General features: G+C 42.2%; 18 protein-coding genes. 1 reads left to right on the forward strand and 17 read right to left on the reverse strand.

Annotated elements, in window-relative coordinates; genetic code table 11:
• Nucleotides 1–5: 5 nt before the first annotated feature.
• From N8M16_RS03495 to N8M16_RS03565, 15 genes are all read right to left on the reverse strand, one after another.
• Complete coding sequence (locus N8M16_RS03495) at nucleotides 6–869, reverse strand: ATP-binding cassette domain-containing protein (protein WP_020902118.1); 864 nt, start codon at nucleotides 867–869, stop codon at nucleotides 6–8.
• 472 nt (nucleotides 870–1,341) lie between these two features.
• Entirely contained in the window at nucleotides 1,342–1,935 is a 594-nt protein-coding gene (locus N8M16_RS03500) for a TlpA family protein disulfide reductase (RefSeq protein WP_033682461.1), read from the reverse strand.
• Nucleotides 1,932–2,153, reverse strand: coding sequence for a hypothetical protein (locus tag N8M16_RS03505; protein WP_000389381.1), 222 nt, complete (start codon nucleotides 2,151–2,153; stop codon nucleotides 1,932–1,934). The genes N8M16_RS03500 and N8M16_RS03505 overlap by 4 nt, the downstream gene beginning before the upstream one ends.
• A 142-nt stretch (nucleotides 2,154–2,295) precedes the next feature.
• Nucleotides 2,296–3,219 carry a helix-turn-helix domain-containing protein gene (locus tag N8M16_RS03510; protein WP_020902121.1) on the reverse strand — a complete coding sequence of 308 codons (924 nt, stop codon included), beginning with the start codon at nucleotides 3,217–3,219 and terminating at the stop codon, nucleotides 2,296–2,298.
• A 157-nt stretch (nucleotides 3,220–3,376) separates the two neighbouring features.
• Entirely contained in the window at nucleotides 3,377–4,237 is an 861-nt protein-coding gene (locus tag N8M16_RS03515; RefSeq protein ID WP_084887743.1) for a DUF4299 family protein, read from the reverse strand.
• A 226-nt stretch (nucleotides 4,238–4,463) separates the two neighbouring features.
• A complete protein-coding gene (trhO, locus tag N8M16_RS03520) occupies nucleotides 4,464–5,450 on the reverse strand; it encodes an oxygen-dependent tRNA uridine(34) hydroxylase TrhO (RefSeq protein WP_001030022.1) in 987 nt (328 codons plus the stop codon).
• A gap of 131 nt (nucleotides 5,451–5,581) precedes the next feature.
• Nucleotides 5,582–5,878 (reverse strand): bacteriocin immunity protein, encoded by a 297-nt coding sequence (locus tag N8M16_RS03525; protein ID WP_049543194.1) that lies wholly within the window; start codon nucleotides 5,876–5,878, stop codon nucleotides 5,582–5,584.
• 55 nt (nucleotides 5,879–5,933) lie between these two features.
• The gene (locus tag N8M16_RS03530) at nucleotides 5,934–6,623 is read right to left on the reverse strand and encodes a CPBP family intramembrane glutamic endopeptidase (RefSeq protein ID WP_261012100.1); all 690 of its coding nucleotides are present in this window, start codon (nucleotides 6,621–6,623) and stop codon (nucleotides 5,934–5,936) included.
• Between the two features lie 232 nt (nucleotides 6,624–6,855).
• On the reverse strand, nucleotides 6,856–8,337 hold the full coding sequence (locus tag N8M16_RS03535) for an ABC transporter substrate-binding protein (RefSeq protein ID WP_261012101.1): 1,482 nt from the start codon (nucleotides 8,335–8,337) through the stop codon (nucleotides 6,856–6,858).
• 208 nt (nucleotides 8,338–8,545) lie between these two features.
• Nucleotides 8,546–9,469 carry a carbohydrate ABC transporter permease gene (locus N8M16_RS03540; RefSeq protein ID WP_000818351.1) on the reverse strand — a complete coding sequence of 308 codons (924 nt, stop codon included), beginning with the start codon at nucleotides 9,467–9,469 and terminating at the stop codon, nucleotides 8,546–8,548.
• Between the two features lie 13 nt (nucleotides 9,470–9,482).
• Entirely contained in the window at nucleotides 9,483–10,412 is a 930-nt protein-coding gene (locus N8M16_RS03545; RefSeq protein WP_001032152.1) for an ABC transporter permease, read from the reverse strand.
• A 209-nt stretch (nucleotides 10,413–10,621) separates the two neighbouring features.
• Nucleotides 10,622–12,502, reverse strand: coding sequence for a beta-N-acetylhexosaminidase (locus N8M16_RS03550; protein ID WP_261069634.1), 1,881 nt, complete (start codon nucleotides 12,500–12,502; stop codon nucleotides 10,622–10,624).
• The gene (locus N8M16_RS03555; protein ID WP_261069635.1) at nucleotides 12,496–13,365 is read right to left on the reverse strand and encodes an ROK family protein; all 870 of its coding nucleotides are present in this window, start codon (nucleotides 13,363–13,365) and stop codon (nucleotides 12,496–12,498) included. The genes N8M16_RS03550 and N8M16_RS03555 overlap by 7 nt, the downstream gene beginning before the upstream one ends.
• A gap of 83 nt (nucleotides 13,366–13,448) precedes the next feature.
• Nucleotides 13,449–16,094: an alpha-mannosidase gene (locus tag N8M16_RS03560; RefSeq protein ID WP_261069636.1), complete on the reverse strand. Its 2,646-nt coding sequence runs from the start codon at nucleotides 16,092–16,094 to the stop codon at nucleotides 13,449–13,451.
• A gap of 91 nt (nucleotides 16,095–16,185) precedes the next feature.
• A complete protein-coding gene (locus N8M16_RS03565) occupies nucleotides 16,186–17,466 on the reverse strand; it encodes a glycoside hydrolase family 125 protein (RefSeq protein WP_033682470.1) in 1,281 nt (426 codons plus the stop codon).
• 170 nt (nucleotides 17,467–17,636) lie between these two features.
• Here N8M16_RS03565 and N8M16_RS03570 point away from each other — a divergent pair, with 170 nt between their 5' ends.
• Nucleotides 17,637–19,721 (forward strand): GH92 family glycosyl hydrolase, encoded by a 2,085-nt coding sequence (locus tag N8M16_RS03570; RefSeq protein WP_261069637.1) that lies wholly within the window; start codon nucleotides 17,637–17,639, stop codon nucleotides 19,719–19,721.
• 45 nt (nucleotides 19,722–19,766) lie between these two features.
• On the opposite strand, the gene N8M16_RS03575 is transcribed toward N8M16_RS03570, so the two are convergent.
• The gene (locus tag N8M16_RS03575; protein ID WP_261069638.1) at nucleotides 19,767–21,449 is read right to left on the reverse strand and encodes an alpha-L-fucosidase; all 1,683 of its coding nucleotides are present in this window, start codon (nucleotides 21,447–21,449) and stop codon (nucleotides 19,767–19,769) included.
• Nucleotide 21,450: 1 nt separating this feature from the next.
• Nucleotides 21,451–25,239, reverse strand: a complete 3,789-nt coding sequence (locus N8M16_RS03580) for a glycoside hydrolase family 2 TIM barrel-domain containing protein (RefSeq protein WP_261069639.1) — start codon at nucleotides 25,237–25,239, stop codon at nucleotides 21,451–21,453.
• Between the last annotated feature and the right edge of the window lie 39 nt (nucleotides 25,240–25,278).

A 25,278-nucleotide genomic window follows, 5' to 3' on the forward strand; every position in this document is an offset into this window, starting at 1 on the left:
AATCATCAGATAATATTATGCAAATAGTAGTCCTCAAAGCGTTCTTTCTTAATATAAATATCCTGTATCACTAGATTTGACACGACACTATATTCCAAGATAGCCATTAATTTTTCCTTTTCTGGCACAACCAGATAGTCATCCTGCTCAAAATGAACAATGCCCTCTTCTTTTAAAAACGTTTTTAGAATCTGATTATTACTCGTCTTAAGGAAGAGCTTTTCTGACAAATCATTTGCTAGCTCTTTTGAACTCATCACATTTAGAATCTTTCCTTTTTTCATGATGATATACTTATCTGTTATAAATTCCAATTCTGACAGAATATGGCTCGAGATTAAAAAAGTAACTCCTAACTGATCCCGTAAATTCAAAATCATTTTTCTTAAATCTGAAATCCCTTGAGGATCTAAACCATTCACTGGTTCATCTAAGATAATAAGCTCTGGATTATCCAAAAGCGCAATTGCTATCGATAGTCTTTGCTTCATTCCAAGGGAATAGTTTTTTACTTTTCGATCCCATGACGGTTCCGGCAAGTGAACCAATTCCAACATTTTTGTGATATCTGTCTTTAAACCAAATCTTGTTTTATAATATTGCAGGTGTTGACGTCCAGTCAAGTTTGGATAGAGGGCAGGTGATTCGATAATACTACCAATCTTATGCTGCGAAACACTCTCAATTTCTCCCTTATCAGCTTGAATTAGTCCTAGAAGAATTCTCATTAAGGTTGTCTTTCCTGCACCATTTTCACCGATAAGACCACATATTTCCCCTTGCTCAATATCAAAGGAAATATTATGTAAAACCTGTTCTTTCCCATATGTTTTATCAATATTTTTAAGACTTAAAATCACACGATTCATAGTTTCTCTCCGTTCATTATATTAAAAAGTCTCTGACAAGGAATGAACCCTGCCAGAGATTTTTAGATTACGTTAACTCCAGCAGAAGAACCCAATACCTGTGAGCATTCCATAAATACCGAGTGGTGAAACAGCACAAAATTGACCTGCCACAATGTGTTTTTTATGTTTATTACTTAGTTTTTTCATTACTTAACCCTCCTTTTAATCCCAACAAAATATACCTACTCCATATCGAAGACCTATAATACAAAAGCGACCTGCTACAATGTGCTGTTTATTTTTGTTACTTAGTTTTTTCACTACTTCATCCTCCTATTTAATCCCAACAAAATATGCCTACTCCATATCGAAGACCTATAATACAAAAGCGACCTGCTACAATGTGTCTTTTGACACGTCCAGTTAGTTTTCTCATCAGAAAACCCTCCTTTTAAAAAATTTTTTATAATAACCAAATGAGATTCTCATTTCAGTCATTTATTAACTGTTTTAAATCTTTAGACAAGATTTCTTCGCTTCCTTGTTCTACATAAATTTGTTTCACTATCCCATCTTTATCCACTATAAATATTGTTGGAATAGCTTTTACATCAAAAAACTTAAAAGCTTGTAAATCTTGATCTATATAAACTGGAAAGGTAAAACCCTGATTCCTTAAAAATTGATGAGAGGTTTCAAGTGTTTCACGTTCCCCATCAACTATATCCACCATAAAGAAATCAACTTTATCTTGGTATTTATCATAAAGGCGCTGAATGATTGGGAGCTCTTTTTGGCAATCAGGACACCAACTAGCCCAGAATACCACAACCTTTGGTCTAAACTTATAATCTGATAGTTGAACCTGTGCTCCCTCATTAGAGGTTAACAATGCATTCTTGAATGTTGTATTTTTAGTTTTTGAAATATATTGGTTTATTTCCTCCTCTTTTTTTAAGAGGAGCTCTTGCGCTGTTTCTTCTTGATGATGAGATTCCTGGTTTTGATAGTAAAATCCTGCTAAAAATAAAGATGCTATCACAAGAAGAACCATTGTCTCTACAACATGTTTTTTTGACATCATGGATTGTCCTCCACTTCTGAAATTCTAAAACTTTCGATAATAGATAATTCTTCTGGTAAGATTAAAACTCGCTCTTCGCCTGCATCTAAAATAGCTAAACGGAATGGTTCCTTATTCAACTCTATTTGTACCAACTTTTGCTCCGTCGTGTTATTTCGAAACAGCAAACTGTGGCGAGTTTGTGTAAACGTCTCTAGCGAGATACTAAAATCTTCCATTTCTATCTCCTATCCAGAAAACCAAAAACTAAGACTTAAGAATACTTCAAATCCAAACATGCTTCTTTCCTCCTTATCTCTTGTTCTTTATGATCATAGTATAGCGCTTTCAAAAATAAAAAAACATGACAAAAATGTCATGTTAGCTCTCCATTTCCTCAAAAGTTTTTAAATCTTTTTCTTTTTCTCCCAATATACGCGCTTCTAATACTTGGTCTCCAAATGCTTGAGCACAAATAATAGCTCTATCGTATAAGCGGATGGCTTTTTCCTTATCCCGTTTATGAAATAAGGTACACATAGCTTCAAGCATATCAACAATTGGCTTGTTTTGAAAATCCTGCGATAAAATCATCAGCCTGTTCATCGCCTTAACATAAGGCTCAAAAGTGGAGTAAGATTTTTCCATCCATTGAACAGCTAAAGAATCAAGCACTGTTCTCTTTAACATATAAGCTGTCTCTAAATCGGATGAATTTGTTTCTCTTATAAGTTTTTTAGAAAGCATCCAAAACAGTTCATGATGATACCCAATCGGTCTTGCTAAACACGAAACAAAGTACAATTTTATCAGAAGCAAATCATTCACCGAATAGTTTTTCCTTATCTTTACTTGTTCAAAATATTCATCCAGCAAAGCATCGCCAAAACCTGCATCTTCACTTACAAAGACATCAAAACTAGCTTGTAAGGCACTAACTGCAATCTGCTCATCCTCAGGTAGACTGTCATAATAGTGTTCGTAAACTCTTTCAAACAACTCTTCCTTAACTTGGATTCTATCATCATCTCCATAAGTTTGAAACTTAATGAGTTTATCCTTTAATATCAAGTACTCGGAGGGTAAAATCATATGATCCATATCTACTATATGTGAAATTGAACAGCCTAGTTTGTAAGCTATATACTCTACCTTGGATAAACTCGGGGAAGACTGGCCTGATTCAATCCGTGCTAATTGGCGCACCGTTATCTCAGTTTCATCATCACAAAGAGTTTCACGAGTGATATGTTTCATCTCTCGCAACATTCGGATTCTTTTACCTACTTCCTTCTTGATATCCATCTTAAAATCTCCTGATAATTAGTTACCGAATAATATTATATTTTTTATATTATGCTGTTTTTTATTGAACTAAGCAATTCTTAAAATTTTATATTACAAAACTTAACAAGACTAAACCATATTTCGCACGCTAAATAGCAATTGACCTGCTTCTGCTTTACTTTTCTTGTGCTAATGCTTTAAAATCTTTGTCTAAGATGGGTTGCACTTCTAATTGATTGGCATCTAGTTGGTGGTAAGATGCTGATGGTAGTGACTCTAGGAATTTTGCATAGTCTAAGCGGACAATGGCTTCATAGTCTTCTGGTTTAGAGCCGTCTCCTGTGATTTGAACCAAGTCAATCTCCCACTGCACTTCCTTATCCACCAATTGCTCAATATAGGCAGTAGGAACAAATGGTTCTCTCGGTAATACTGTCTTGACTCCTTGAGCCAGATGGTAAACACCGTGCACTTGGCCTTCTCCATCCTGATAGAAGGAAACTCTTGCAAAGTAGGCATCTGTCTCTTGAACCGCACGTACACGCGCTTCAAACTGAGCCAAGCCATTTTCCTCTAAAAAGCTTTTCAAGTCCTCATGACCAAAGAAAACAGGATTAAAAATTCCTTGGCAAATCGTAAAACGGGCTGCAGCGTCTGTCAGATGGGCTTGAATACTTGCTTGGAAATAAGCTTCAAAATCAAAACCATCTAGTCCTTCAATCTCAGTTCCTGTATAAGCAAGCAGAGCATCTAAAAATGATTTGATAATCTGCCAGTCTGTCTTCGTGAGTAGGTCAGGAAGATCGATACGGTAAGCCTTTTGACTATCAGCATAACTGACCTTAAAAAGAAATTGTGATTGCCCCACTATCGCACACTCGATATACTCAAGACGATTAAGAGGCTGACGGAGATAGATAGCATCATAGCTATGCGACTCCAAACCATCCACCAAGGCCAAGATAGACTTGGCAGTCAAAATTTCCTGTTCTCCTAAAATGCTCTGTTTATTTGGAATAAAAAATGTTTTCGTCATAACTGAACTCCTTTGAAATCGTTTACATATAGTATACCTTATTTTTCTGAAAGATACAAAAACAAACTTTATACTCTTCGAAAATCAAATTCAAACCGCGTCAGCTTCGCCTTGCCGTACTCAAGTACAGCCTGCGGCTAGCTTCCTAGTTTGCTCTTTGATTTTCATTGAGTATTAATTTTTGAGTAAAAAGCATAGAAAAACAGCCCCTAAGGACTGTTTAATCTTATACAGTAGCTGCTTGATCCAAGCTTTCACCGATAGCGGCTAGGCGCTCGATCACTTCAGCTTGTGTCAATTCATTTTCTGAAACATAGCGGTTACGTGGGTGAACACGGCACTCGTGTGAGCATCCACGAAGGTACTTGTCTTCATTTTCTTCTGATGTCAAGATACGACGGTTACAGAATGGATTTCCACAGTTGACATAACGTTCACATGGTGTTCCATCAAACCAGTCTTTCCCTACGATGGTTGGGTTGACATGGTTTACATCTACGGCAATACGCTCGTCAAAGACGTACATTTTCCCATCCCAAAGCTCACCTTGAACTTCGGGGTCTTTACCGTAAGTTGCAATTCCTCCGTGCAATTGGCCAACATCTTTGTAGCCTTCACGGACCATCCAACCTGAGAATTTCTCACAGCGAACGCCACCTGTACAGTAAACCACGACACGCTTGTCCATGAATTTTTCCTTGTTATCACGAACCCATTGTGGCAACTCACGGAAGTTGCGGATATCTGGGCGGATAGCCCCACGGAAGTGTCCTAGGTCGTACTCATAATCGTTACGTGTGTCAAGGACAACGGTATCTTCGTCAAGAAGAGCTTCTTTGAACTCTTTTGGAGACAAGTAAGCACCTGTTGTTTCAAGTGGGTTGATGTCGTTGTCAAAGTCGTTGTCTTCCAAACCAAGGTGGACAATCTCTTTCTTGTAGCGAACAAACATCTTCTTGAAGGCTTGTTCACTTTCTTCGTCAATCTTGAACCAGAGGTCTTCCATACCTGGGAGGCTGTGAACGTAGTCCATGTATTTTTGAGTTGTTTCATAATCACCTGAAACTGTTCCGTTAATTCCCTCGTCAGCGACTAGGATACGACCTTTAAGGCCAATTGATTTACAGAAAGCCAAGTGGTCTGCAGCAAATTGCTCTGCATTTTCAATTGGAGTGTAAAGGTAGTAAAGTAAGACACGAATATCTTTTGCCATAAGATTTGTTCTCTTTTCTATTCTTAAATTTTCAGAATTTTTCATCTAACTATACTAGTATACCTGCTTGAGAAAGCGAATGCAATTTATTTGACTGGAAATTGTAGAAGATGGCCTGTCCCTGCACTTCATCAGTAACCATAGCGAATTGCAGATAGTTCTCTCAATTTTTTGATCTGCTCAGCTTGATTTTCTGACAAACTTAGCTTGTTATCAATCAATACGCGCGCAAGGTCAACATTCATTTGACTCAAAATAAATGGAGTAGAGGTCCCATCGTCCTCTAATCGTCTTTTATAACTCACTAACAGATTTTTCAAGGGAGTCAGTTGAGGCGTATCCTTTATATCTTCCAATAGATGATCTATGATCGTCATGGCTTCACAACGTCTTTCGCTGCCTCCTGCAAACCATTTTAATGGTGTCATTCTTATTTCCCTCCTTAAATTGAAAAGCTATCATTCCTAACTCTCGCGTCAGTATTTACCCAAACACCCTATGTAAAAAAGTCAGCAGAAATGGTAGAGTCGCGAAAATATTATTAATCACATGCACCGCATAGGAAGGATAAATGCTCTTGGTATAGCGGGTCAAACTAGCAAAGATGATGCCAGATGTTGCAAAGACGAAGATATCTAACAAACTAGGCAGACTTGAAAAATGAGGAAGAGCAAATAAAATTGACGGAAGAAGCAAATCAAGGCCAAATCTCGAATGCTTAAAAAAGGCGTGTTGCAGTAATCCTCTATAGATTAGCTCTTCCATAAGTGGAGTCAGAAAGAACAAAGTTATATAGATACCTAGCTCAGCAAAGTTGGTCCCACTATAACCGATCAATACAGCCCAACCCTCAGCAGTTGACTGAACATGTTTAGCTGTCTGAACGTTAAAAGAGATCTGGAGCACTACCACTAATACTGTCAAAATCGAATACCAAAGCCATTTTTTTCTTGGAATGCGAAAGAGATAACCATGCCCTGTCTTAACCAGAATCCAAATCATGACTCCGATAAATAGCAAACTCAAGAGATTTTGAATCCAGACGAAATTGCCAATCTGGGAAGAAAATTGCCAATAATTTTGGACGATAAGCGTCAGCTGAGAAAGACCAAATACGAAAAATAAGTAAGAGAAGACTGCACTTATTTTGAATAGAAGTCGATACTTTTTCATGTGAACCCTCCTTTGTAAACTCGGAACATCTCTAATATAAGCCATATTCCCCCAAATCCTTACTCCAAATCCTAAAGGGTACTTGAGATTTCCTGAATGGTTAAATAGTGATAAGAAAACATGGATATCTATGCTCTCGTTTCAAAAAATCACTGCCTCCCCCAGATAGGCCTGAGGAAAACAGTGATTCAGTTTTTAGGAATTAGGAATGAATACACGAAATCAATTGATCTTATGATTTTTTGTTTTTCAAGAATTCATCGTATTGTTTTTGCATTTCGTTCAATACTTTTTCGTAGGCACCTTCAGATTTCAATTTTTCCATCAATTCTGGAATAGCTTTATCTGGGTCTACAGTACCAGTGTTGATAGCTGTATCGAATTGTTGCATTGTGTTAGAGATTGCTGAGATTTCAGATTTCACATTGTCAGTGTTAAAGATGAATCCAAGTGCTGGAGATTCTTTAGCTTCAGCCAATTGTTTCTTAGAATCTTCGATTTGTTGGTCTGTAACGTTTTCGTTGATGTAAAGGATCCAGTTGTTACCAGTGTTCCATCCACCCATGTGAGTGTTTCCTTTGTAGCCATCAAGTACTTTAACACGGTTTTCTTTTCCTTCAATTTTCTCCCAGTTTTTGCCTTCTGGACCGTAAACAAGACCGTTCAAGAGTTCTGCGTTAGTGTTCAAGAGATTCAACACTTCCATTGATTTTTCTTTGTTCTTAGAGTTGTTTGAGATGACAAAGTTAGCAACTTGTGTTGTTTGGTTTTTCTTGATGAAGTTAGTGATTGGTTTGATTTGGATATCTTTATTCGCAACACGTGAAAGCAAACTGTTACCGTAGTCAGCTGGTCCTACTGTTTCTTCACGAACGAACCAAGTATCTTGTTGAAGGTCAAATGAAGTGTCGCTTGTTGCTACGTCTTTTGGAATGTATCCAGCTTCATAGAATTTGTGAAGAGTCTTCAAGTGTTCTTTAAAGCGAGGCACTTCGTAACGGTTTACGATCTTAGTAGTGTCCCCTTCAAGGTCGATAACGAATGGAAGTCCATTTGGAACTGGGTAGTCAAAGTTATCAGATGGGATGAAGTTCTTAGTAACCGCAAATGGCACTACATCTGGAGCTTTTTCTTTGATTTGTTTCAAGACTGGTTCAAGTGTTTCATATGAAGTGACACCTGAAATATCAATACCGTATTTAGCAAGAAGAGTTCCGTTAAAGGCGAAGTTTTGAGATGATGCAACGTTGGCTGCAACTGGAACTGCGTAAATTTTACCGTTAATGCTGTTACCCTTGATGTAAGCTGGGTCAAGTGCTTTGTAAAGTTCTGCCCCTTCTTTCTTGTACAAGTCAGTTAGGTCTGCATAAGCACCTTTTTGAGCATTTACGACATAGTTAGATGCAAAGGCGATATCATAGTTTTCACCAGATGATGTGATAACTGACATTTTCTTATCATAGTCACCCCATCCAAGATATTGGATATCCAATTTAGCACCAACTTTTTCACCGATGATTTTGTTGGCATTTTCTAGCAATTCATCTAAGTTATCTGGTTTGTCACCGATTTGGTACATTTTGATAACAGTTTTTTCACCTGAAGCTGAGTCAGCAGCTTTCTTGTTACCTGAAAGGTTTCCACAAGCAGCGAGACCAGCAGCCAAAGCGACTACACTAGCAGATGCAAAAGCATATTTTTTCCAGTTTTTCATGATAAAAACTCCTTTTTTTATTTTTAAACTTATAAACAATGTAATGATCTTATACTCAATGAAAATCAAAGAGCAAACTAGGAAACTAGTCGCAGGCTGTACTTGAGTACGGCAAGACGACGTTGACGCCGTTTGAAGAGATTTTCGAAGAGTATTAACTTCACACAAGGGAAGTTTGGAAATGAGAAATGATTTTTCTCGACAAGTACTATTCTTTCACACCACCGATAGTCAAACCTTTTACAAAGTAGCGTTGGAAGAATGGATACAGAATCGCGATTGGAAGGGTTGCGACCACAACCATGGCCATACGACCTGTTTCTTTTGGAAGAGCAACTCCCAGTTGACCAGATAGGCCGACTGCTTTGGCGATGTAGTCCATATTTTGCTGGATTTGCATGAGCAAATATTGCAATGGATACAAGTTGTCACTCTTGATGTAAAGAAGGGCGTTGAACCAGTCATTCCAGAAACCAAGAGCTGTCAAAAGCGTGATGGTTGCGATACCTGGTAATGACAATGGCAAACAGATTTGGAAGAAGATCCGGGCCTCACTAGCACCATCGATACGAGCGGATTCAAGAATGGCTTCTGGAATGGTCTTCTTGAAGAAGGAACGCATCAAGATGATGTTGAATGGTGAGAGAAGCATTGGAACAATCAAGGCCCAAACTGTATCACCAAGTTGAAGTAAACGAGTGACCACAATATAGCCTGGTACCAAACCAGCGTTGAACAACATACTAAGAAGGGCAAAGATTGTAAAGAATCTGCGATACTTAAAGGTTGTCCGTGAAATGGCGTAGGCATAAGTTGTTGTGATAAAAACGTTTGTGATAGTCCCCACCACTGTTACAAAAACTGAGATGAAGAGGGCTTGTAGGATTTTATCCTTAAACTGTGCCAAGAACTCAAAACCGTCTAAGCCAAATTGAGATGGGAAGAAGCTATATCCATTTTGGAGGATACTCTTTTCATCTGTCACCGAAATAACGATAACGAATACAAAGGGTAGGATACAAGAGAGGGCGATCAAACCAGAAATGGTACTGAAGAAGATATCTGCTTTCTTACTGAAGGAGTGAATGCCGACATTATCAATTTTTTCTTTTTTAATTTTCTTTTCTGCCATATTCTCCTCCTTTCTAGAACAAGGCTGAGTTTGGATCAACTCGTCTTGCAAGTAAGTTTGATAGGATAACCAGAATCAAGCCGACTACTGATTGGTAGAGACCTGCTGCTGAAGCCATCCCGATATCCGCTGTCTGAGTCAAACCATTATAAACATATACGTCCAAGACGTTGGTTACGTTATAAAGCTGACCAGCATTGTGGGGAATTTGGTAGAAAAGACCAAAGTCTGCACGGAAGATATTTCCGACTGCAAGGATGGTCAATACGGTTACCAATGGTGTCAACTGCGGAATAGTTACATTGCGAATTCGTTGCCATTTGCTAGCCCCGTCTACTGTTGCTGCTTCGTAGTAGGTTGGATCAATTCCCATGATTGTCGCATAGTACATGACACTGCTATATCCAAAGCCTTTCCAAATACCTAGGAAAAGGAGAAGGTATGGCCAGATGCCCAAATCAGCGTAGAAATTGATTTCCTTCATTCCGATAGACTCTAGGAAATGATTGAAGACCCCTTTATCAATATTTAGGAAGGCATCTGTAAAGAAACTGATGATAACCCAAGACAAGAAGTAAGGGAACAACATGGAAGTTTGGAAGATCTTAACCATTCTCTTAGAACGGAGTTCACTGAGGATGATGGCAATCCCTACTGATACAATCAAGCCAATAAAGATAAAGCCGAGATTGTAGAGTACAGTATTTCGTGTGATAATAAAGGCGTCTTTTGAACTAAACAAGAATCTGAAATTATCGAGTCCGACCCATTTACTATTCACGATACTATCTATAAATCCATTACTGGTCATGTGGTAGTCTTTAAAGGCAACCACGTTTCCAAATACTGGAATGTAGAAGAATAGAATCAACCAGAGTGCCCCTGGCAAAACCATCAAGAGAAAGATCCAGTTGTCTCTCAAGGTTTTTGAAAACTTATTCATAATTTCCTCCCTTTTTTATTTTGATATCCATCTAAAAATTCCTTTTTAGACTTTTGATAACGATTACATTATTAGTATACTCCTATTTGAAGGTTAGGTTAAACTACTAATTATAGAAAAAACTCCACAAATTATTTTATGTGGAGTACTTTTTTAAGAAAGGGATGTTTCACGAGAAACACTCTGCCCAAGGTAAGGTATTCTTGTTTTTAAGTTGTATAAATCGTTGAAGCTGTCGCAATAGTATGCCACTGGTTGGCTGTTGTGGCTGCGAAGTTCTTGTCTGCGTAGAAGTCAGTAAATGGTAAGATTTCCACTTCTAGCTCGTCGATGCGGTCAAGCTGACCAGTCAGATAAGCCTCGATGCGGCTTTCTGCTCGTTTGATGCGTTGCAAGAGTCCGCCCATACGGATATCAACTGTATCCAAGCCAAAGACCTTATTTTCTTTCAGCCATTGGTGACTAAAGAGGGCATGGAAGTCTTCAATCTCGCTTCTGAGTTTTGGTAATTCTTGTCTTACGATTTCTTGCAGACTTTCCTTATCGTTTACTTGATAGGCCTGACGAATGCGTCGTCCCACGTCCACTTTGCTACTTAAAATCTGGTTCAACTGGGCTTGAGTTTCAAAGAGGTAGACATAGTTGCCAGCTTTTTCTTTAATGTTAGCAAGAATCTCAGCTGCCTGAGCGAAGTGGGGTTTATCCTGTTCAGGTGTCATGTGTCGGTCAAGGATCGGACAGAGAACATCCTGATAAAAGACATAGCGGTTAGGATTGATACCACTGAGATTGTCTGGTAGGTCTGGTAAGAGGTTGGCTAGGTCAATCTGCATGAAATCTTCAACTGATAGATCTGTGTTGGTCTTGAAGTGTGCAGACAAACGGTCTAGGTCATTACGATAGCTAAGTTCTGCCCAGATTTGCAAGCTTGGTAGGATAGAAAACTGAGCGGTCTCACCACCATTGTCCCCCCAACCCGTCACGATGACTTCTTTGATATCATTGGCACGACAGGCTTTATTGGCTTCAAGAGCGATGAGACGGCTGAAATGGTTGTTGGGTGTGAAACCAATCCACTTCCAAGCTCCCCCTGCAAAGGCAAGGTCATGGCTAATCTTGTGATGGTTGCGGAAATTGCGATTGTATTTTTCCTCGCTATCCTGATAATAGTCCCAGTAAACCAAGGTCACACGGTCTTTGAGACGATCTAGGTAGACACGAGTTTCCTCTGGAATTTCCACATCACGGTCGTACTGGCCATCTGCTGACATAAGTTTAAAGAACATATCGCTCCACATTTGGCAGTGAAAACCATATTTGTCTGCAATATCCAGCACGCGCTCCAAGTGTTGACACATGAGGAGACTACGATCCACAACACCGTTCAAAATGAGGTAGCGTCCCAAACCAACCAAGTGGGCTTCGTCCATCCCAATATTGACCTTGCGAGTCTTCAGTTTAGATAGGGTAGCAAACATGCCATCAATCAGGTCATAAACCTTTTCTTCGCCGATGAGAAGAATATCCTCCACATCACGGAGCTCCTGGACTTCTTTGACACCCCATTTGACGAAGGCTGACAAGTGGGCCAAGGTCTGGATACAAGGCACAAAGGTCATGTCAAACTGCTGGGCATAGGCTTCGATTTCCTGTAATTCCTCAGCTGAGTAGGCTCCACGGAAATAGCCAAAGTAAGGCTGCCCTTCAATCTGGTAGGTATCTTCCATGTAAAGCTCAAAGGTTGAGTAGCCCATGAGAGCCAAGACCTCAATCATCTGCTTGGCAGCAGCCACATTCAGCACCGCATTTCGAGAACAGTCAGCCATGTAGGCTAAATCTTCATAAGCCGCCTGCTCCTCAATCCCTACTTTATCACCTTCTGCTAGAGCTGTTACCAACAAGGACAAGGCGCGATAGAGTTGGTGAGGTTTGCGATAGGTTAGTTGATAGTGGCCACCCTCACCCTTGATAGAGATAGAGGCTTGGTCAGACTGAGCGACAGCTACTTCCACATCTGGTAGAGAAATGTGACCTTTTAAAACCTCAATAGCTTGCGTTTGTTTGGAACTAAGTCCTGTAAATCTTACCATTGATTTTCCTCCTGTAACCAGTTGACAAGGGCACCGTAGAGATTGGCATCTGCATGATAGGTGCAGGCTTGGATGACAGGTGCGACCGTGTATTCTTCGTAGGTATTGACAAAGTCTTCAACAGCTTCCTTGACACCTTGGATAAAATCTGGATTTTGACTGATAGAGCCTCCCAGACTAATGACATCTGGATCAATCAGATACTGAATATTGAGCAAGCCTTGCGCCAGATTACGGTTCATGCGCTCAATAGCTTCTTGACAAAGGGTATTACCTTCTTTAGCCTCTTGGTAAATCTTGCAACCGTCCCAATCAGTCTGACCAGATTTTTCAATCACGTAGCGTACCATATTCCCAGTTGACGCTAGTTGCGACCAGTTGTTGAGCTTTTCAGCAGGGGCAAGAGTTGTCATGTAGCCAAATTCCCCACCCAGACCGTGGCGACCTCGATGAAGTCTGCCATTGATAATCATGGCTCCGCCAATCCCTGTCCCAATCACGACACAGGCTGCATTTTCAAGTTCTGGATGAGCCAGTAATTCACTGAGTCCAACGCAGTTGGCATCATTTTCCAGATGGACAGGAATCTGATAAGAGCTAAGCGCCTCATACCAAGAAAATCCGTGAATGTAGGGCACCGCACTGAAGCCATCAATCACACCTGTCTCTTGATTGACTGCACCTGGAACGCTCATAGCAATCCCGCTATAATCCTGCTCTGACAAGCGCTGGTCTAACCAAGCTAGTAAATCCTCCAAACTTTCAGGCGTTGGAATGCTTGTCTTATTCAGTATTTTCTCATCAGGAGTCAGACTAGCAAACTTAATCCCAGTCCCTCCGATATCAATTGTTGCAATGGTCATTGTTTTTACCATAAAAAGGGGCGAATCAGCAGTTAGTTCTTACCTTTTCGCCCCTCCTTTCTTTTTATGTTTACTTTTTGAAATTAAATTTCTTCTTTTTTGATGAATTCTGTACGAATCTCTTGTGGTGAAATGAGGCCTCTATGAACTGGGTATGGTCGTTCAAGTAGGTCAAGGAAGAGATGTTGACTTTCCGGTACACGTACATTTTCACTACACATATTGTAGTAACGAAGAACATAGCCTTCTTCATTTTCAGCTACCTTAAAGGCTGTTGGACAGATTTGCGGTATGCTGAGAACAGAATGGCTCAAGAGGCTACCAGTCGCATCCACGCTTCCTTCTTGTTTAGCAAGCTGAAGGCTGGTAAACGGTGTCTGCAAGGCTTTAGCACGACGATAGGCTGAGAAGCGTTCTTGGGCTTGGTGGCATTCAAGCGCAAACTCGACTTCAAACTCACGCAAGCATTGTGCTTCTGGTGTTGGGAAATAACCCCAGTCACCTAACTCACCTGATGCACGCAAAATAGTCACTGCAATGGTGTCGTCTCCAAGGATTTCGTATTCATTCAATCCCTTGTTGGATACAGTCACACCTTTTTCATCGTCATACAGACTGACAAAGGCTTGTTGGTGTTGAGGATTTTCAGGATTTTCCCATGAAGCAGCTGGTTTGTTTGGTCGTGTCACCACCTCATAGATACTTTCAGAATCATTGCTTGGACGCGTGTTATGAGTCTTGACCAAGAGACGGATACGATGGTCTTTGGCAATGTTGGTAAAGCGAGTCTTGCAACGGATTTGTGGATTATCAACGAAGATAGTCAACTCAGTTTCCAGAGGAATGCTTGTCAATTCTTCTGAACGTCCAGCCTCACGCTTCATAAACTCGATGATACCTTTTTGCTCTTCTTCTAGCTTTTCATCGGCACTGACAGGCACTGTCAATTCATGTTTGAGCAAAATCTTAGCGTAGCGAGCTGTGTTTTCCAAGACCTCATATCCCTTAAACTCTGCATAGATTGGCTCTGTTCCTTTTGGTTGGAAATAGATATACTCGTTTCCGATGTCCCCACGGTCTTCGAAGCGGATAAAATCTTCATAGGCTTCGTGAGTTGTCTTGTCATAGACTGTGATATTGTCATCCACACTCACCGTTACAAATGGCGTATCAATCACTCCGTTTTGATAAATACCGTCACGGTGTTCTTGTTCTCCTTCCAGTAATTGGAATGTTGTCCAAGAAAGTGGCGCTAGGTGAACTGGAATGGTCACGCGCACTTGTCGAGCGATACGAGCTTGGCGGAACTTATCTTTTGGTAAATCGTACTCAAAATTAGCTCCGAGATCTTCGATTTTAGCCTCTACAGGACGCCCATCCAAGTCCTCCACACGGTAGCTTGGCAAGATAAGAGCAGCCATCTTCTTGTATCCTTCTGTTGGGTGCAATTCCTTGAAATCACAAGTCGCAACATCAATCACTGTGCTGACAGTGTCAACCTTGTCATGCAAGCCTGTATTGATAACCGTAAAGAGATAATCACTTTGAGCCTTAGACGTAGCGATTTTATCCTTCCATTCGTTAAGAAGATTGCTCTTAACAAAGTTTCCTACTTGGTTGACCTTGGCAAAACGTGTCTCCATCTCACGGTGAACTTCGTCCACGCTACAGCCACAGATACTATCATGCGGCGCATTTTGCAAGAGAGTTTTCCAAGCATAGGTCAACTGGTCCTTGTGGTTATGTCCCCCAGTAATAATCGTCAAGGGTTCTACAACTTGCTCTAGGAGGTTGCTATTTTCTTGGAAGGATTGTTTGAGATAAATACGAGATGAAGAAGTGTTGGCAAGTGTGTACCAGCCGTCTGTTTCCTGACTGGTCAACTCACCTGTAACCGTTGATAACTGCTCTGGTAGGGCACTTTCCACGGCTTGGACATATTCATCAAAAGAACTATGAACAAAGGTTACATCTGGGAAGAGTTCATTTGCCACACGAATGGCTTCACTCAAATTTTTCTGGACAGGCTGATGGTCACAACCGTTCATCATCAACCACTGGTTGGTCGAAGCATAGTCACGCACGTCTGCCAGTTTTTGTTTCCAGAAGGTCAAGGCCTCTTCTTTATCAACTGGGATTTCATTCCCATTACTGTACCAGTTGGCAAAGAGAATCCCGAGGACACGACTTCCGTCCGCACCCTGCCAGTACATTTCTGAAAACTGGGAAGTAAACTGCTCATCTTCAAGGACTTGGTTATCAAATCCAATCGGCTTCACACCACGACCAAAAGCGGCCACGTGAATGCCTGATTTTTGAAGGATTTGAGGCGCTTGCCCCATATTTCCAAAGGTATCTGGGAAGTAACCAATCTGGGTTGATTTGCCCCATTTTGCAGCCTCCTGCTGACCGATAAGAGTATTACGGACATTGGCTTCACTTGAAATCAAGTAGTCATCTTGCAAGATGTAAAAAGGACCAATTTTAAGTTTGCCTTCGTCAATATATCGTTGGACTTTGTCGCGATTCTCAGGGCGAATCTCCAAGTAGTCATCAAGGACAATAGTTTGTCCATCTAAATGGAAACTCTTGAACTCAGGATCATTTTCAAAGAGATCAAAGAGATTGTCAAATAATTCCACCAACTGCATACGGTGGCTTTCAAAAGGCAAGTACCACTCACGGTCCCAGTGACTATGTGAGATAATATGTACAACAACATTTTCCATGAAGTAAAACCTCATTCTAAATTTAAATTTTAACGTTTTAAATGTAAATTTGTGATTCTTTCCAAGAATCAATTGAGCGAAAGCGAGCTCCTTAGCGGATATCCAAGTAATCCAAGACCAACTCACAGAACATCATGTTAGCCCAAGAGAACCATTCACGAGAGTAGAGAGTTGGGTCGTCCACGTGGAAGCTTTCATGCATAACACCTGTACCCCCATCGCAAGCAACCAGCTGATCCAGCAAGAATTTCTTCTCTGCCTTATCTCTTGTTGTCAAACCTTGGATAGAAAGGGCGATTGGCCAGATATAGCGATAGAAGGTATGAGAACTTCCGAGACCGCTAGCGTATTCTCCCTGATAGAAGTAAGGATTTTCTGGACTCAGAATGGTACGGCGAGTTGCTTGGTAAACTTCATCATCGACTGAACAGTAGCCCAGATAAGGCGCAGCCAACAAACTTGGTACATTTGGATCATCCATAATGCTAGCATTTCCCAAACCGTCTACTTCAAAGGCATAAATCTTTTCGCCCTTGCTGTTGCTTGTGTAGGCGTAATTTTCGATTCCTTCTTGGATTTCAGACTGGAGGCGCTTGGCATCAGCAATAATTCTCTGGCTATCAGCTAGGTTTAATGCTGCAAAGATTTCTTGCACATAACCCAAGACTACTACAACAAACATATTTGACGGAATCAAGTAACTATACTGGCAGCAGTCATCACTCGGACGAAAAGCTGACCAAGTCATACCTGTCACTGCAAAATTAGGTCCAAAGCCATCATTTACCAAGGTATCTTCCTTGCGGTCCGTATCTCGAACAAAACGATAAGGAGAGTTGTTATGGTCTTGTTCAACCGTCCAAAGATGGAGAATCTCCTTAGTCGCTGCGACAAAAGTCTCATCAAACTGGCTAGTCTCACCAGTCTCTTTCCAGAGGAGATAAGCCAACTGCAACGGATAGCAAAGCGAGTCCACCTCATACTTGCGTTCCCAAATCCAGCCATTAAGGTCGGTATGGTCTGTCTCGTGGTGACCCTTCCAGTTTTCCTCAATGTTGAAGGAATTGGCATAAGGATCCTTGAGTACCAAGGTCATCTGACGCTTGACCAAACCTGCAATGGTCTGACGCAGGAGGGCATCTCTTTTAGCCACATGCAGGTAGGGTCTGAGTTGAGCTGTCGAATCTCGAAGCCACATAGCAGGAATATCCCCAGTCAAGACAAAAGTTGAACCATCTTCTAGGATTTCAACCGTATTGTCCAAGGTATCTGTATAGCAACGCTCGAAAACATCCACCCACTCTGGATGGTCCTTAGCCCGCTCTGCCACTTCATCTAGCCATTCTCTAACAATTTCTTTTGAATAAATCATCGTGCAGTATCCTCTTTCAAACAAGTTTCATTTTCAGTATATAGCTTTTGAGACAGAAAATACATACACAAATGATAGTCATTTTTCTACAAAATAGTTATCTTTGAAGCTCCTTTTCTAAAGGCCCTCTTTTTCTGATATAATGTAGAAAAACAGCTAAAGGAAAGACTATGAAACCACTACTTGAAACCATCGATACCCGCTTTGGAACTGCCAGCAAGCATGCCTTTTCTCGGGGAAATACCCTGCCATACACAGGCGTGCCTTTTGGGATGAATTACTTTGTACCCCAGACCAGTAACCAGGAAGGATCTTGGTTTTTCGATCCGCATCTGCCTATCTTTCAGGGGATTCGATTAACCCACCAGCCCAGCCCTTGGATTGGCGACTACTCTTGGCTCCTCCTGACACCTGTCACAGGCCAGATTAGTGGAGACAGTCTCTTTCACCGCCAGTCTTCTTATGATATGGATAAGGCCTCTTTCCAACCTCATTATCTGAATATTTTCTCCCTGCGCTATCAGATTGAAAGCCAGCTTACACCGACTTGCTACGGTGCTTCTATTCGTTTGGAGCAAAAGCAAGGCAAAGCCCTCTCCCTCTACCTTCACGTAGCAGATAAGCTGACCGTGGAACAAGTAGATAAGCGAACTCTTGCCCTGCGACAAGAAGGGAAAACTGAAACCAACAAAAATCCACTAACGATGTTCACTACCTTGCAAATGAATACAGATATTCTTGCTATCAGCCAAGAAGGCGAAGACTGGCGAATCGACTTAGCAAGTAGCCATGCTGAAATTCAGCTAGGAACTTCTTTCATCTCTCCTTCTCAAGCACTGCTTAATCTACCTCAACAAGACTTCGATAATTGCAAAGCAAGTGCACAAAAAGATTGGGGAAATCTCCTCCATCGTTTTGACATTATAGAGACAGGAGAAGCTGACCGAACCTTCTTTGATCACTGTCTCTACAGACTCTTCCTCTTTCCTCAGACTTTTTATGAGGTTGATGAATCAGGACAAGTCATCCACATGGATCTGGCTACTGGAACTGTCAAGTCTGGTGTCCTCTTCAACAACAATGGTTTCTGGGATACCTTCCGAACCACCTTCCCCCTCTTTGCCCTTATCATACCGGAACACTACCACCGCTTTTTAGAAGGATTTCTCAATAACTACCGCGATACTGGTTTCCTTCCAAAATGGCTGGCTCCAGATGAACGGGGTATGATGCCAGGTACACTTTTAGACGGTATTATCGCAGATAGCGCCTGCAAGGACATGGCCCCCGACCTAGAAGAAGAACTCCTCCAAGCCATGCTTGAAACAGCCAGCAAGGCCGACCCTCTCGGCATCAATGGTCGTCACGGACTAGTCCAATACCAAGAACTAGGCTACCTCTCTACCGACCACCACGAAAGCGTCAGCCACACCCTAGACTATGCCTATAGTGACTTTTGTATCTCTAGCTGTGCTGAAAAACTAGGGAAAATAGAAATCGCTGAAACCTACAAGGCCGCATCACAAAATTACCGCCATCTATTTGACGCTGAGACAGGTTACATGCGAGCGCTTGATAGTCAAGGCAACTTCCGTCCTGACTTCTCTCCTTATAGTTGGGGACGCGACTATGCCGAATGCTCTGCCATCCAAGCAACTTTAGGCGTCCTCCACGATATCCCAGGCTTGATCCAGCTTATGGGTGGAAAAGAAGCCTTTAGCAACTATCTTTTAAAAGCCTGTCAGGAGGCTCCCCTCTTTGAGACAACAGGCTATGGTTACGAGATTCACGAAATGAGCGAGATGGCTACTGCTCCTTTTGGACAACTCGCCATTTCCAACCAGCCAAGCTTCCACATTCCTTATCTCTTCCGTTACAGCGATTACCCTGACTACACTGCTCTTCTCATCAAGACGCTCCGTCAGAAAGCTTTTCACCCAAGTTGGGAAGCCTATCCTGGCGATGAAGACAATGGCAGTCTCTCAGCCTGGTACATCTGGTCAACTCTCGGTTTTTATCCGACCTGTACAGGAAAACCAAGCTATGACCTCGGAATCCCTCTCTTTGACCACCTCCGAGTCTACCTTGCCAAAGAAGATAAATGGCTAGATATTCATGCTGAGCAAAACCACAGCCATTTTAACTTTGTAAAAGAATGCCGATTGAACAAGGCACCAGTATCTAGCATTCAACACCAAGACCTCTTAAAAGCTGAGCAACTAACCTTTACACTTAGCTGGTTACCAAGTCACTAGCTAGTAGACAAAAGAACCTTTGTATCGTGCAAAGGCTCTTTTATTTTATGAAACTTGTACTTGAAGTTGATCAACCAACTGTCCATCAACAGTCAAATTGAGATAGAAATCCAAAGTCTGATCAGCAGTAAAGTGCAGGGTTGGTAGACACAAATCTTTTTTGCTTTCCCCAGCTTGGAATTGAAGGACTTGAATTTCGTCCTGATAGGCGACACCATGGACACCTGTCCCCGGCTGAATCGAAATCTTAGCCTCCAAAGGAGTATTACTTTCGCTACGTTCAATCCTAAAATGAAGAGTCTCTCCTTTTGCCACAGATAGGCTTTTTTCTGCAAATGCTAGTCCCTGAACAACTTCTTTTTGTGATAAGCTAGGAGTTTTATAGAGGGAAATCTTAGTCAATACAGGCATAGATAGTGCCTCTGTAATCGTCACGCGCACCTTCTGTGCCTCTACTAGCGGACCTCGCAGGAGACGCTTATGACCAACTGTAAAGCCTGTACCAAATTCTTGCCAGACGCCATCCACCTCTACTTGCACATGAAAAGCAGCGATTCGTTGCCCTAGCTTCAAATCTTCTCTTAACTCAATGACATCAAAAGTTTTAGGAAATCCTAAGTCGAGTTCTAACTGGATGGGCAAGTCTGCATCGCTTGCCCAAGAGCTGCTTTCCAGGCCATCTGTCAGATGGTGACAAGCAAAGTCTGCGGAAAGAGCTGGACCAGATACCTTAGCTCCCAGAGCCAAATCTTCTTTATAGAGCTCATTGCGATAGGCCGCAAATTCATAAAGTCGTTCAATATCCTTTTCATCAAATAGCCCATCTTGATTCGGCGGAATATTAAGTAGGAGCGGGGTTCCTCTCCCCACTGAGTGAAAATAGATTTCGACCAACTCCTCAAGAGACTTAGGATCCTGGTCCTCATGGTAAAACCAACCTGGCCGGATGGAAACATCTGCCTCACCGATTGAAAAAATAGTGCCTGAGGGATCTCCGTTCTGAAGATAGTCCAGTTCTGCTTCTGTTCCTAGTTTGTCAGGATTCACCTTTTGCCACAATGGATCACCTGCATACCCTCTTTCATTGCCAATCCAGCGGATGCTGGTGCCTTCTGTTGAAAAAATCAAGCAATCGCCCTGCAGGTCACGAATGGTTTCAAACCATTTCTCAAATTCATAATTGACCTTTTGAGCACCCTCTCCTCTGGCACCATCCATCCAGACCTCAGCAAATTTCCCTTCATTTCCATAGGCAGGATTTGATAAGATTTCCTTCAGCTGAGCCAAATAATAGGCATTATAGTCCGCTTCTCGCTCCACATGATAGAGAGGACTGTGAGCATCCCAAGGCGATAGGTAGACCCCCATATCCATATCAAACTCTGTGGCAGCTTGGGATACTTCAAGGAGCAAGTCCCCCTCTCCATTCCTCCAATGACTGACCTTGACCGAATAATCTGTGTGAGCTGTCGGATAGAGGACAAAGCCGTCGTGGTGCTTGACCACCAAAATCAACTTTTTAAAGCCCGTTTCCTTGAGCACACGAACCCATTCACGCGCGTCTAACTGTGTCGGGTTAAAGCGTTCAGGATCCTCCTGACCTGTCCCCCATTCCTGGTCATAAAAGGTATTGGGCCCAAAATGGATAAAGGCTGCTAGTTCATCCTCTAAATAAGCTAGCTGGGCCTGACTAGGCAAGGGGCCATGAGGTTTTATTTCTCTTACCATACTATTTCCTATCTACACTTTTCTTTACTTTTTTGTCATGTACTTGCAATTCTGTTAACGCTAGAGGGCTTGCCAAGCCTTCAAATCGAAGACGAAGGGCATAGGTTTCCACCTTGTCAAATTCAAAACGAAGCTCTTCAGCCTTGTCGCTTGAAACTTTTTGGATAGCTGATACAGGGCGCCAATTCTCCTCTTGCTTGAGCAGAGAATCCTTATCCAAATGATTTGGAGTCCGAGGCAAGGCAGGCTCATTCCCTACATAATAATCGATATGGGTAGGATCCACCGCCACGTATTCTTGATTTTCGACATAATACAAGGTCACGTTATCCACAAATCGCGGTTTTAAAATCCCTGCATCTCCAAACAGAATACCGACGCTAGCTTGCTCTGACTTGGCAATCCAAGTATTGGCTGTCGATTTCTTCCGAGCAATGACCTTATCATTGAGGTAAGATGCTGAATGATTAGGCTCTGAGTGAGAAGCAAAGACCAGAGGCAGATTGGACCCTGTCCACTGATTGGAAATGACTTCACCATCTACACTAGCATCTGTCACATGAATGGTGACTGTTGCTGGCAACTCACAGCCCGCTACCTGCCCTGTGAGAACGCATTCTCCTACCTGAGTATAGATTTGAGGCTTGAGTTCATCCCAAGTAACCTTGGCTGTATCTCGTCTGCCATCTGATAAGACTAGCTTGACTCGGTCTGGTAAATGTGGGACTTCCTTGACAAGCGTCCAAACCCTTTCAGGTTCAATAGCGGAAATCCCTTGGACACAAACCTGAGCAGAAGCCTTTAAATCCAAACCCTCTAGCTGACCAGATACCGTAAACTCATGAAAGCTTGCCATATCTTCTTCGGATATTGCCTCCCAAACAACCTTGACTCGTTTTGCACCCCCGAGCTCATAGTCCACCAAAACTGAAGATGGCAGCTGTGGATAAGTTCCCTTAGCTGTATACAAGCGAAGTGGTCGTGCAGAAACTGCCTGCCCTAGTGAGGTATTTTCTGCGACCTGCAAATGAGTTTGATAGGTTTTGCCTTGATACATGGCTCGGATAGCCAAGTCGCCAGCAGACAAACAATGAAGCACTCCCTGATTTATAATGGCCTGGGCACTACCACTCATCTCCCAAATCACTTCACTATTCCCCACCTTGTTCACAGGGTTATCCACAGTTTGTGGATAAAGTCCAATAGCTGGGGAATCCCCTTCTTGTAATCCGGCCTGCTTATCCACTCGAATCTCAAATAAGCGCTGATTTTTCACTGGCTGGCAATCAAAAGCCTCTCCCACTAAGAGATCAAAACTTGCTGTCTCTAGCCCTCTGGCACTGGCCTTTACTCTTACTTGGCCTGCCTGCTCCAAGCTCTGAACCAAAAGTACACCTCTGCCATGGAAGGCCTTCCTCTTAAACCGACCATTTTTCTGAGCCTGATAACGTTCACGACTGGCCTGCCTGCCGTTATCCACACCTACAATGCGAGCAGGGCCCTCAATTTTAAAATGAATCTGATTGGAAGCACTCGGCACCCAATTTCCATCCTTGTCCAATACATCAAAATAGAGATAGAGGAGGTCTTGCCCATCTGGTTCCAGTTTTGTTTTCTCGGCATGTAACCCGATTTTGGCTGGCTTACCTGCAGTCACTACCCTATCTTCTGCCACAAGCTGACCTTGATGGTCATAGGCTACAGCATGCAATTCTCCTGGTTGATAAGGCAAACGCCATTCGAGATAGAGTTGGTCAGAACCCTCTCCCTCTTGGTATTTTCGACCGTCTGAAGTCCATTTTTCCTGAAAAGTCTTCCTACCTTGAGATTTTCCATTGAGAAATAGCTCTACAAAACCAGCATTTGAATACACTCGAACAGGGATATCCCCATACTTATCCACAACTTGTTGATAACTCTTGTGGATTTCCCAATTCCAGTGGGGCAGGATATGAACCATAGGCTGCTGATCTAGTGCCAACCACTGACTTTGATAGAGATAATAATCATTTTTAGGAATCCCTGCCGTATCCACGATCCCAAAATAGGAACTCTTTACAGGCGTGTCATTTTGATTGTGCCAAGGAGTCGGCTCACCGATATAGTCCACTCCTGTCCAGATAAACTGACCCGCATAGTCTAGCCGATTTCTATCTGCTATCCAAGAAGCCGTCGCCGTCTTCCCCCAAGGAACTCGATCATTGCCATAGTCTGACTGTTCAAAATTCCGCACGCGGCGATTATCCCCAACCCATTCCTTAGCTGGGCGAAAATAGCTGTCACGCGTCCTTGTAGCCGATGAGGTTTCAGATCCGTAAAGTCGCCACTTGGGATGTCTTTTGCGAATCCCATCAATATTATCTTCCGAGTAATTCAAGCCCACCACATCCAGCAAATTGGCTATCTTTTCATGACCTCCAGACCCATCTCCAAAGCGGAACTGATCCATTCCCATGGTCACAAAACGGCTATCATCAACCTCCTTAACCCTTTCTAGCAAGCGTTTGATCGTCTTCAATGAATGAGCATCTCCATTTGCTTCACTGACTTCATTTCCCAAGGACCACATAAAAATCGCTGGATTGTTCTTACCACGCTCAATCATGGTGCGCAAATCATAATCTGACCAGAAATCGCCTGTTTTCGCTTCTGGATGAGTCGCTTCTTCCTCAAAAAAGCGACCATAGTCATATTCTTTCTTGCCTCCATACCAGGTATCAAAGGCTTCTTCTTGGATGAGTAAGCCCATTTTGGCAGACAGATCCAGCAAGATGCTACTGCCTGGATTATGGGTGATTCGAATCGCATTGACCCCCATTTCCTTCATCTGGCGCAAGCATCTCTCAGCAGCTGACTTGTTTTCCACAGCTCCCAATGCTCCGTAGTCATGGTGCAAACAAACCCCATGAATCTTCAACCAGCGACCATTTAGAAAGAAACCCTTATCCGCTTGCCAATCCATATAGCGGTAACCAAAGGTCTCTTCTTCTTCATTAACCAAAATGCCATTTTTGTAAAGACGAGTCTTCAATTGGTAAAGGTGAGGGGAAGCAATATCCCAAAGCAAGGGTTGAAAAATTGATATTGCTTGTTGGAAATGATGTTTGTCCCCAGACTCAATCACTATAGAGTCTGTCGCCTGCCAGTCTGACAGCTGTTGGCCATCATACCAGATACTCTGTTCCAAATACACCGACACGGACTGAGGCCCATCATTTGAAACCTTGCTTTCAAGCTGGGTTTCCACCCAAGATTGCCTTTGTTCCTTTAGCTTGGGACTTTCTATCTTAATCCCATATAAATCCAGATGCACCGAATCTGTAATCAATAATTTTACTTCTCGGTAAATACCGCTACCAGAGTACCAACGACTGCTAGGTTGCTGATTTTCCACAAAAACCGCAAGCTGGTTGGCCGTCCCATCATTTCTTAGATAAGGCGTGATATCATAAGAAAAGGGCGTATAGCCACTGGGATAATAGCCCAGCACTTGCCCGTTGATATAGACTTGGGCATTCATGTAAACTCCATCAAACAACAAACGCACCGATACAAGACTGGCATCTTCTTCCAAGTAAAACTGTGTCCGATACCAGGCTTGACCACCATTTAACTGACCACCCTCATTTTGCGCTGGCGAATACTGGTCAAAATCATTGTAAATACTCCAGTCATGTGGCACTTGAATAGCCTGCCAATTTTCTCTATGAAAATCCGGCGCCAAGGCCTCTTCTTTCCCCACCTCTTGGCTAAAAAACCAGTGATTTCGCAAAACTTCTTCTCTTCTCATACAAGCATTCCTCTTTAAACAAGTCTATCAATTTGACTA

It is taken from the genome of Streptococcus mitis, from assembly GCF_946188375.1.
Taxonomy (GTDB): domain Bacteria; phylum Bacillota; class Bacilli; order Lactobacillales; family Streptococcaceae; genus Streptococcus; species Streptococcus mitis_CX.

Bases quoted from the DNA above. Each gene is read 5' to 3' on its own strand.
- N8M16_RS03495 (WP_020902118.1), bottom strand. From the start codon at position 869: ATGAATCGTGTGATTTTAAGTCTTAAAAATATTGATAAAACATATGGG.
- N8M16_RS03500 (WP_033682461.1), bottom strand. From the start codon at position 1,935: ATGATGTCAAAAAAACATGTTGTAGAGACAATGGTTCTTCTTGTGATA.
- N8M16_RS03505 (WP_000389381.1), bottom strand. From the start codon at position 2,153: ATGGAAGATTTTAGTATCTCGCTAGAGACGTTTACACAAACTCGCCAC.
- N8M16_RS03510 (WP_020902121.1), bottom strand. From the start codon at position 3,219: ATGGATATCAAGAAGGAAGTAGGTAAAAGAATCCGAATGTTGCGAGAG.
- N8M16_RS03515 (WP_084887743.1), bottom strand. From the start codon at position 4,237: ATGACGAAAACATTTTTTATTCCAAATAAACAGAGCATTTTAGGAGAA.
- trhO (WP_001030022.1), bottom strand. From the start codon at position 5,450: ATGGCAAAAGATATTCGTGTCTTACTTTACTACCTTTACACTCCAATT.
- N8M16_RS03525 (WP_049543194.1), bottom strand. From the start codon at position 5,878: ATGACACCATTAAAATGGTTTGCAGGAGGCAGCGAAAGACGTTGTGAA.
- N8M16_RS03530 (WP_261012100.1), bottom strand. From the start codon at position 6,623: ATGAAAAAGTATCGACTTCTATTCAAAATAAGTGCAGTCTTCTCTTAC.
- N8M16_RS03535 (WP_261012101.1), bottom strand. From the start codon at position 8,337: ATGAAAAACTGGAAAAAATATGCTTTTGCATCTGCTAGTGTAGTCGCT.
- N8M16_RS03540 (WP_000818351.1), bottom strand. From the start codon at position 9,469: ATGGCAGAAAAGAAAATTAAAAAAGAAAAAATTGATAATGTCGGCATT.
- N8M16_RS03545 (WP_001032152.1), bottom strand. From the start codon at position 10,412: ATGAATAAGTTTTCAAAAACCTTGAGAGACAACTGGATCTTTCTCTTG.
- N8M16_RS03550 (WP_261069634.1), bottom strand. From the start codon at position 12,502: ATGGTAAGATTTACAGGACTTAGTTCCAAACAAACGCAAGCTATTGAG.
- N8M16_RS03555 (WP_261069635.1), bottom strand. From the start codon at position 13,365: ATGACCATTGCAACAATTGATATCGGAGGGACTGGGATTAAGTTTGCT.
- N8M16_RS03560 (WP_261069636.1), bottom strand. From the start codon at position 16,094: ATGGAAAATGTTGTTGTACATATTATCTCACATAGTCACTGGGACCGT.
- N8M16_RS03565 (WP_033682470.1), bottom strand. From the start codon at position 17,466: ATGATTTATTCAAAAGAAATTGTTAGAGAATGGCTAGATGAAGTGGCA.
- N8M16_RS03570 (WP_261069637.1), top strand. From the start codon at position 17,637: ATGAAACCACTACTTGAAACCATCGATACCCGCTTTGGAACTGCCAGC.
- N8M16_RS03575 (WP_261069638.1), bottom strand. From the start codon at position 21,449: ATGGTAAGAGAAATAAAACCTCATGGCCCCTTGCCTAGTCAGGCCCAG.
- N8M16_RS03580 (WP_261069639.1), bottom strand. From the start codon at position 25,239: ATGAGAAGAGAAGAAGTTTTGCGAAATCACTGGTTTTTTAGCCAAGAG.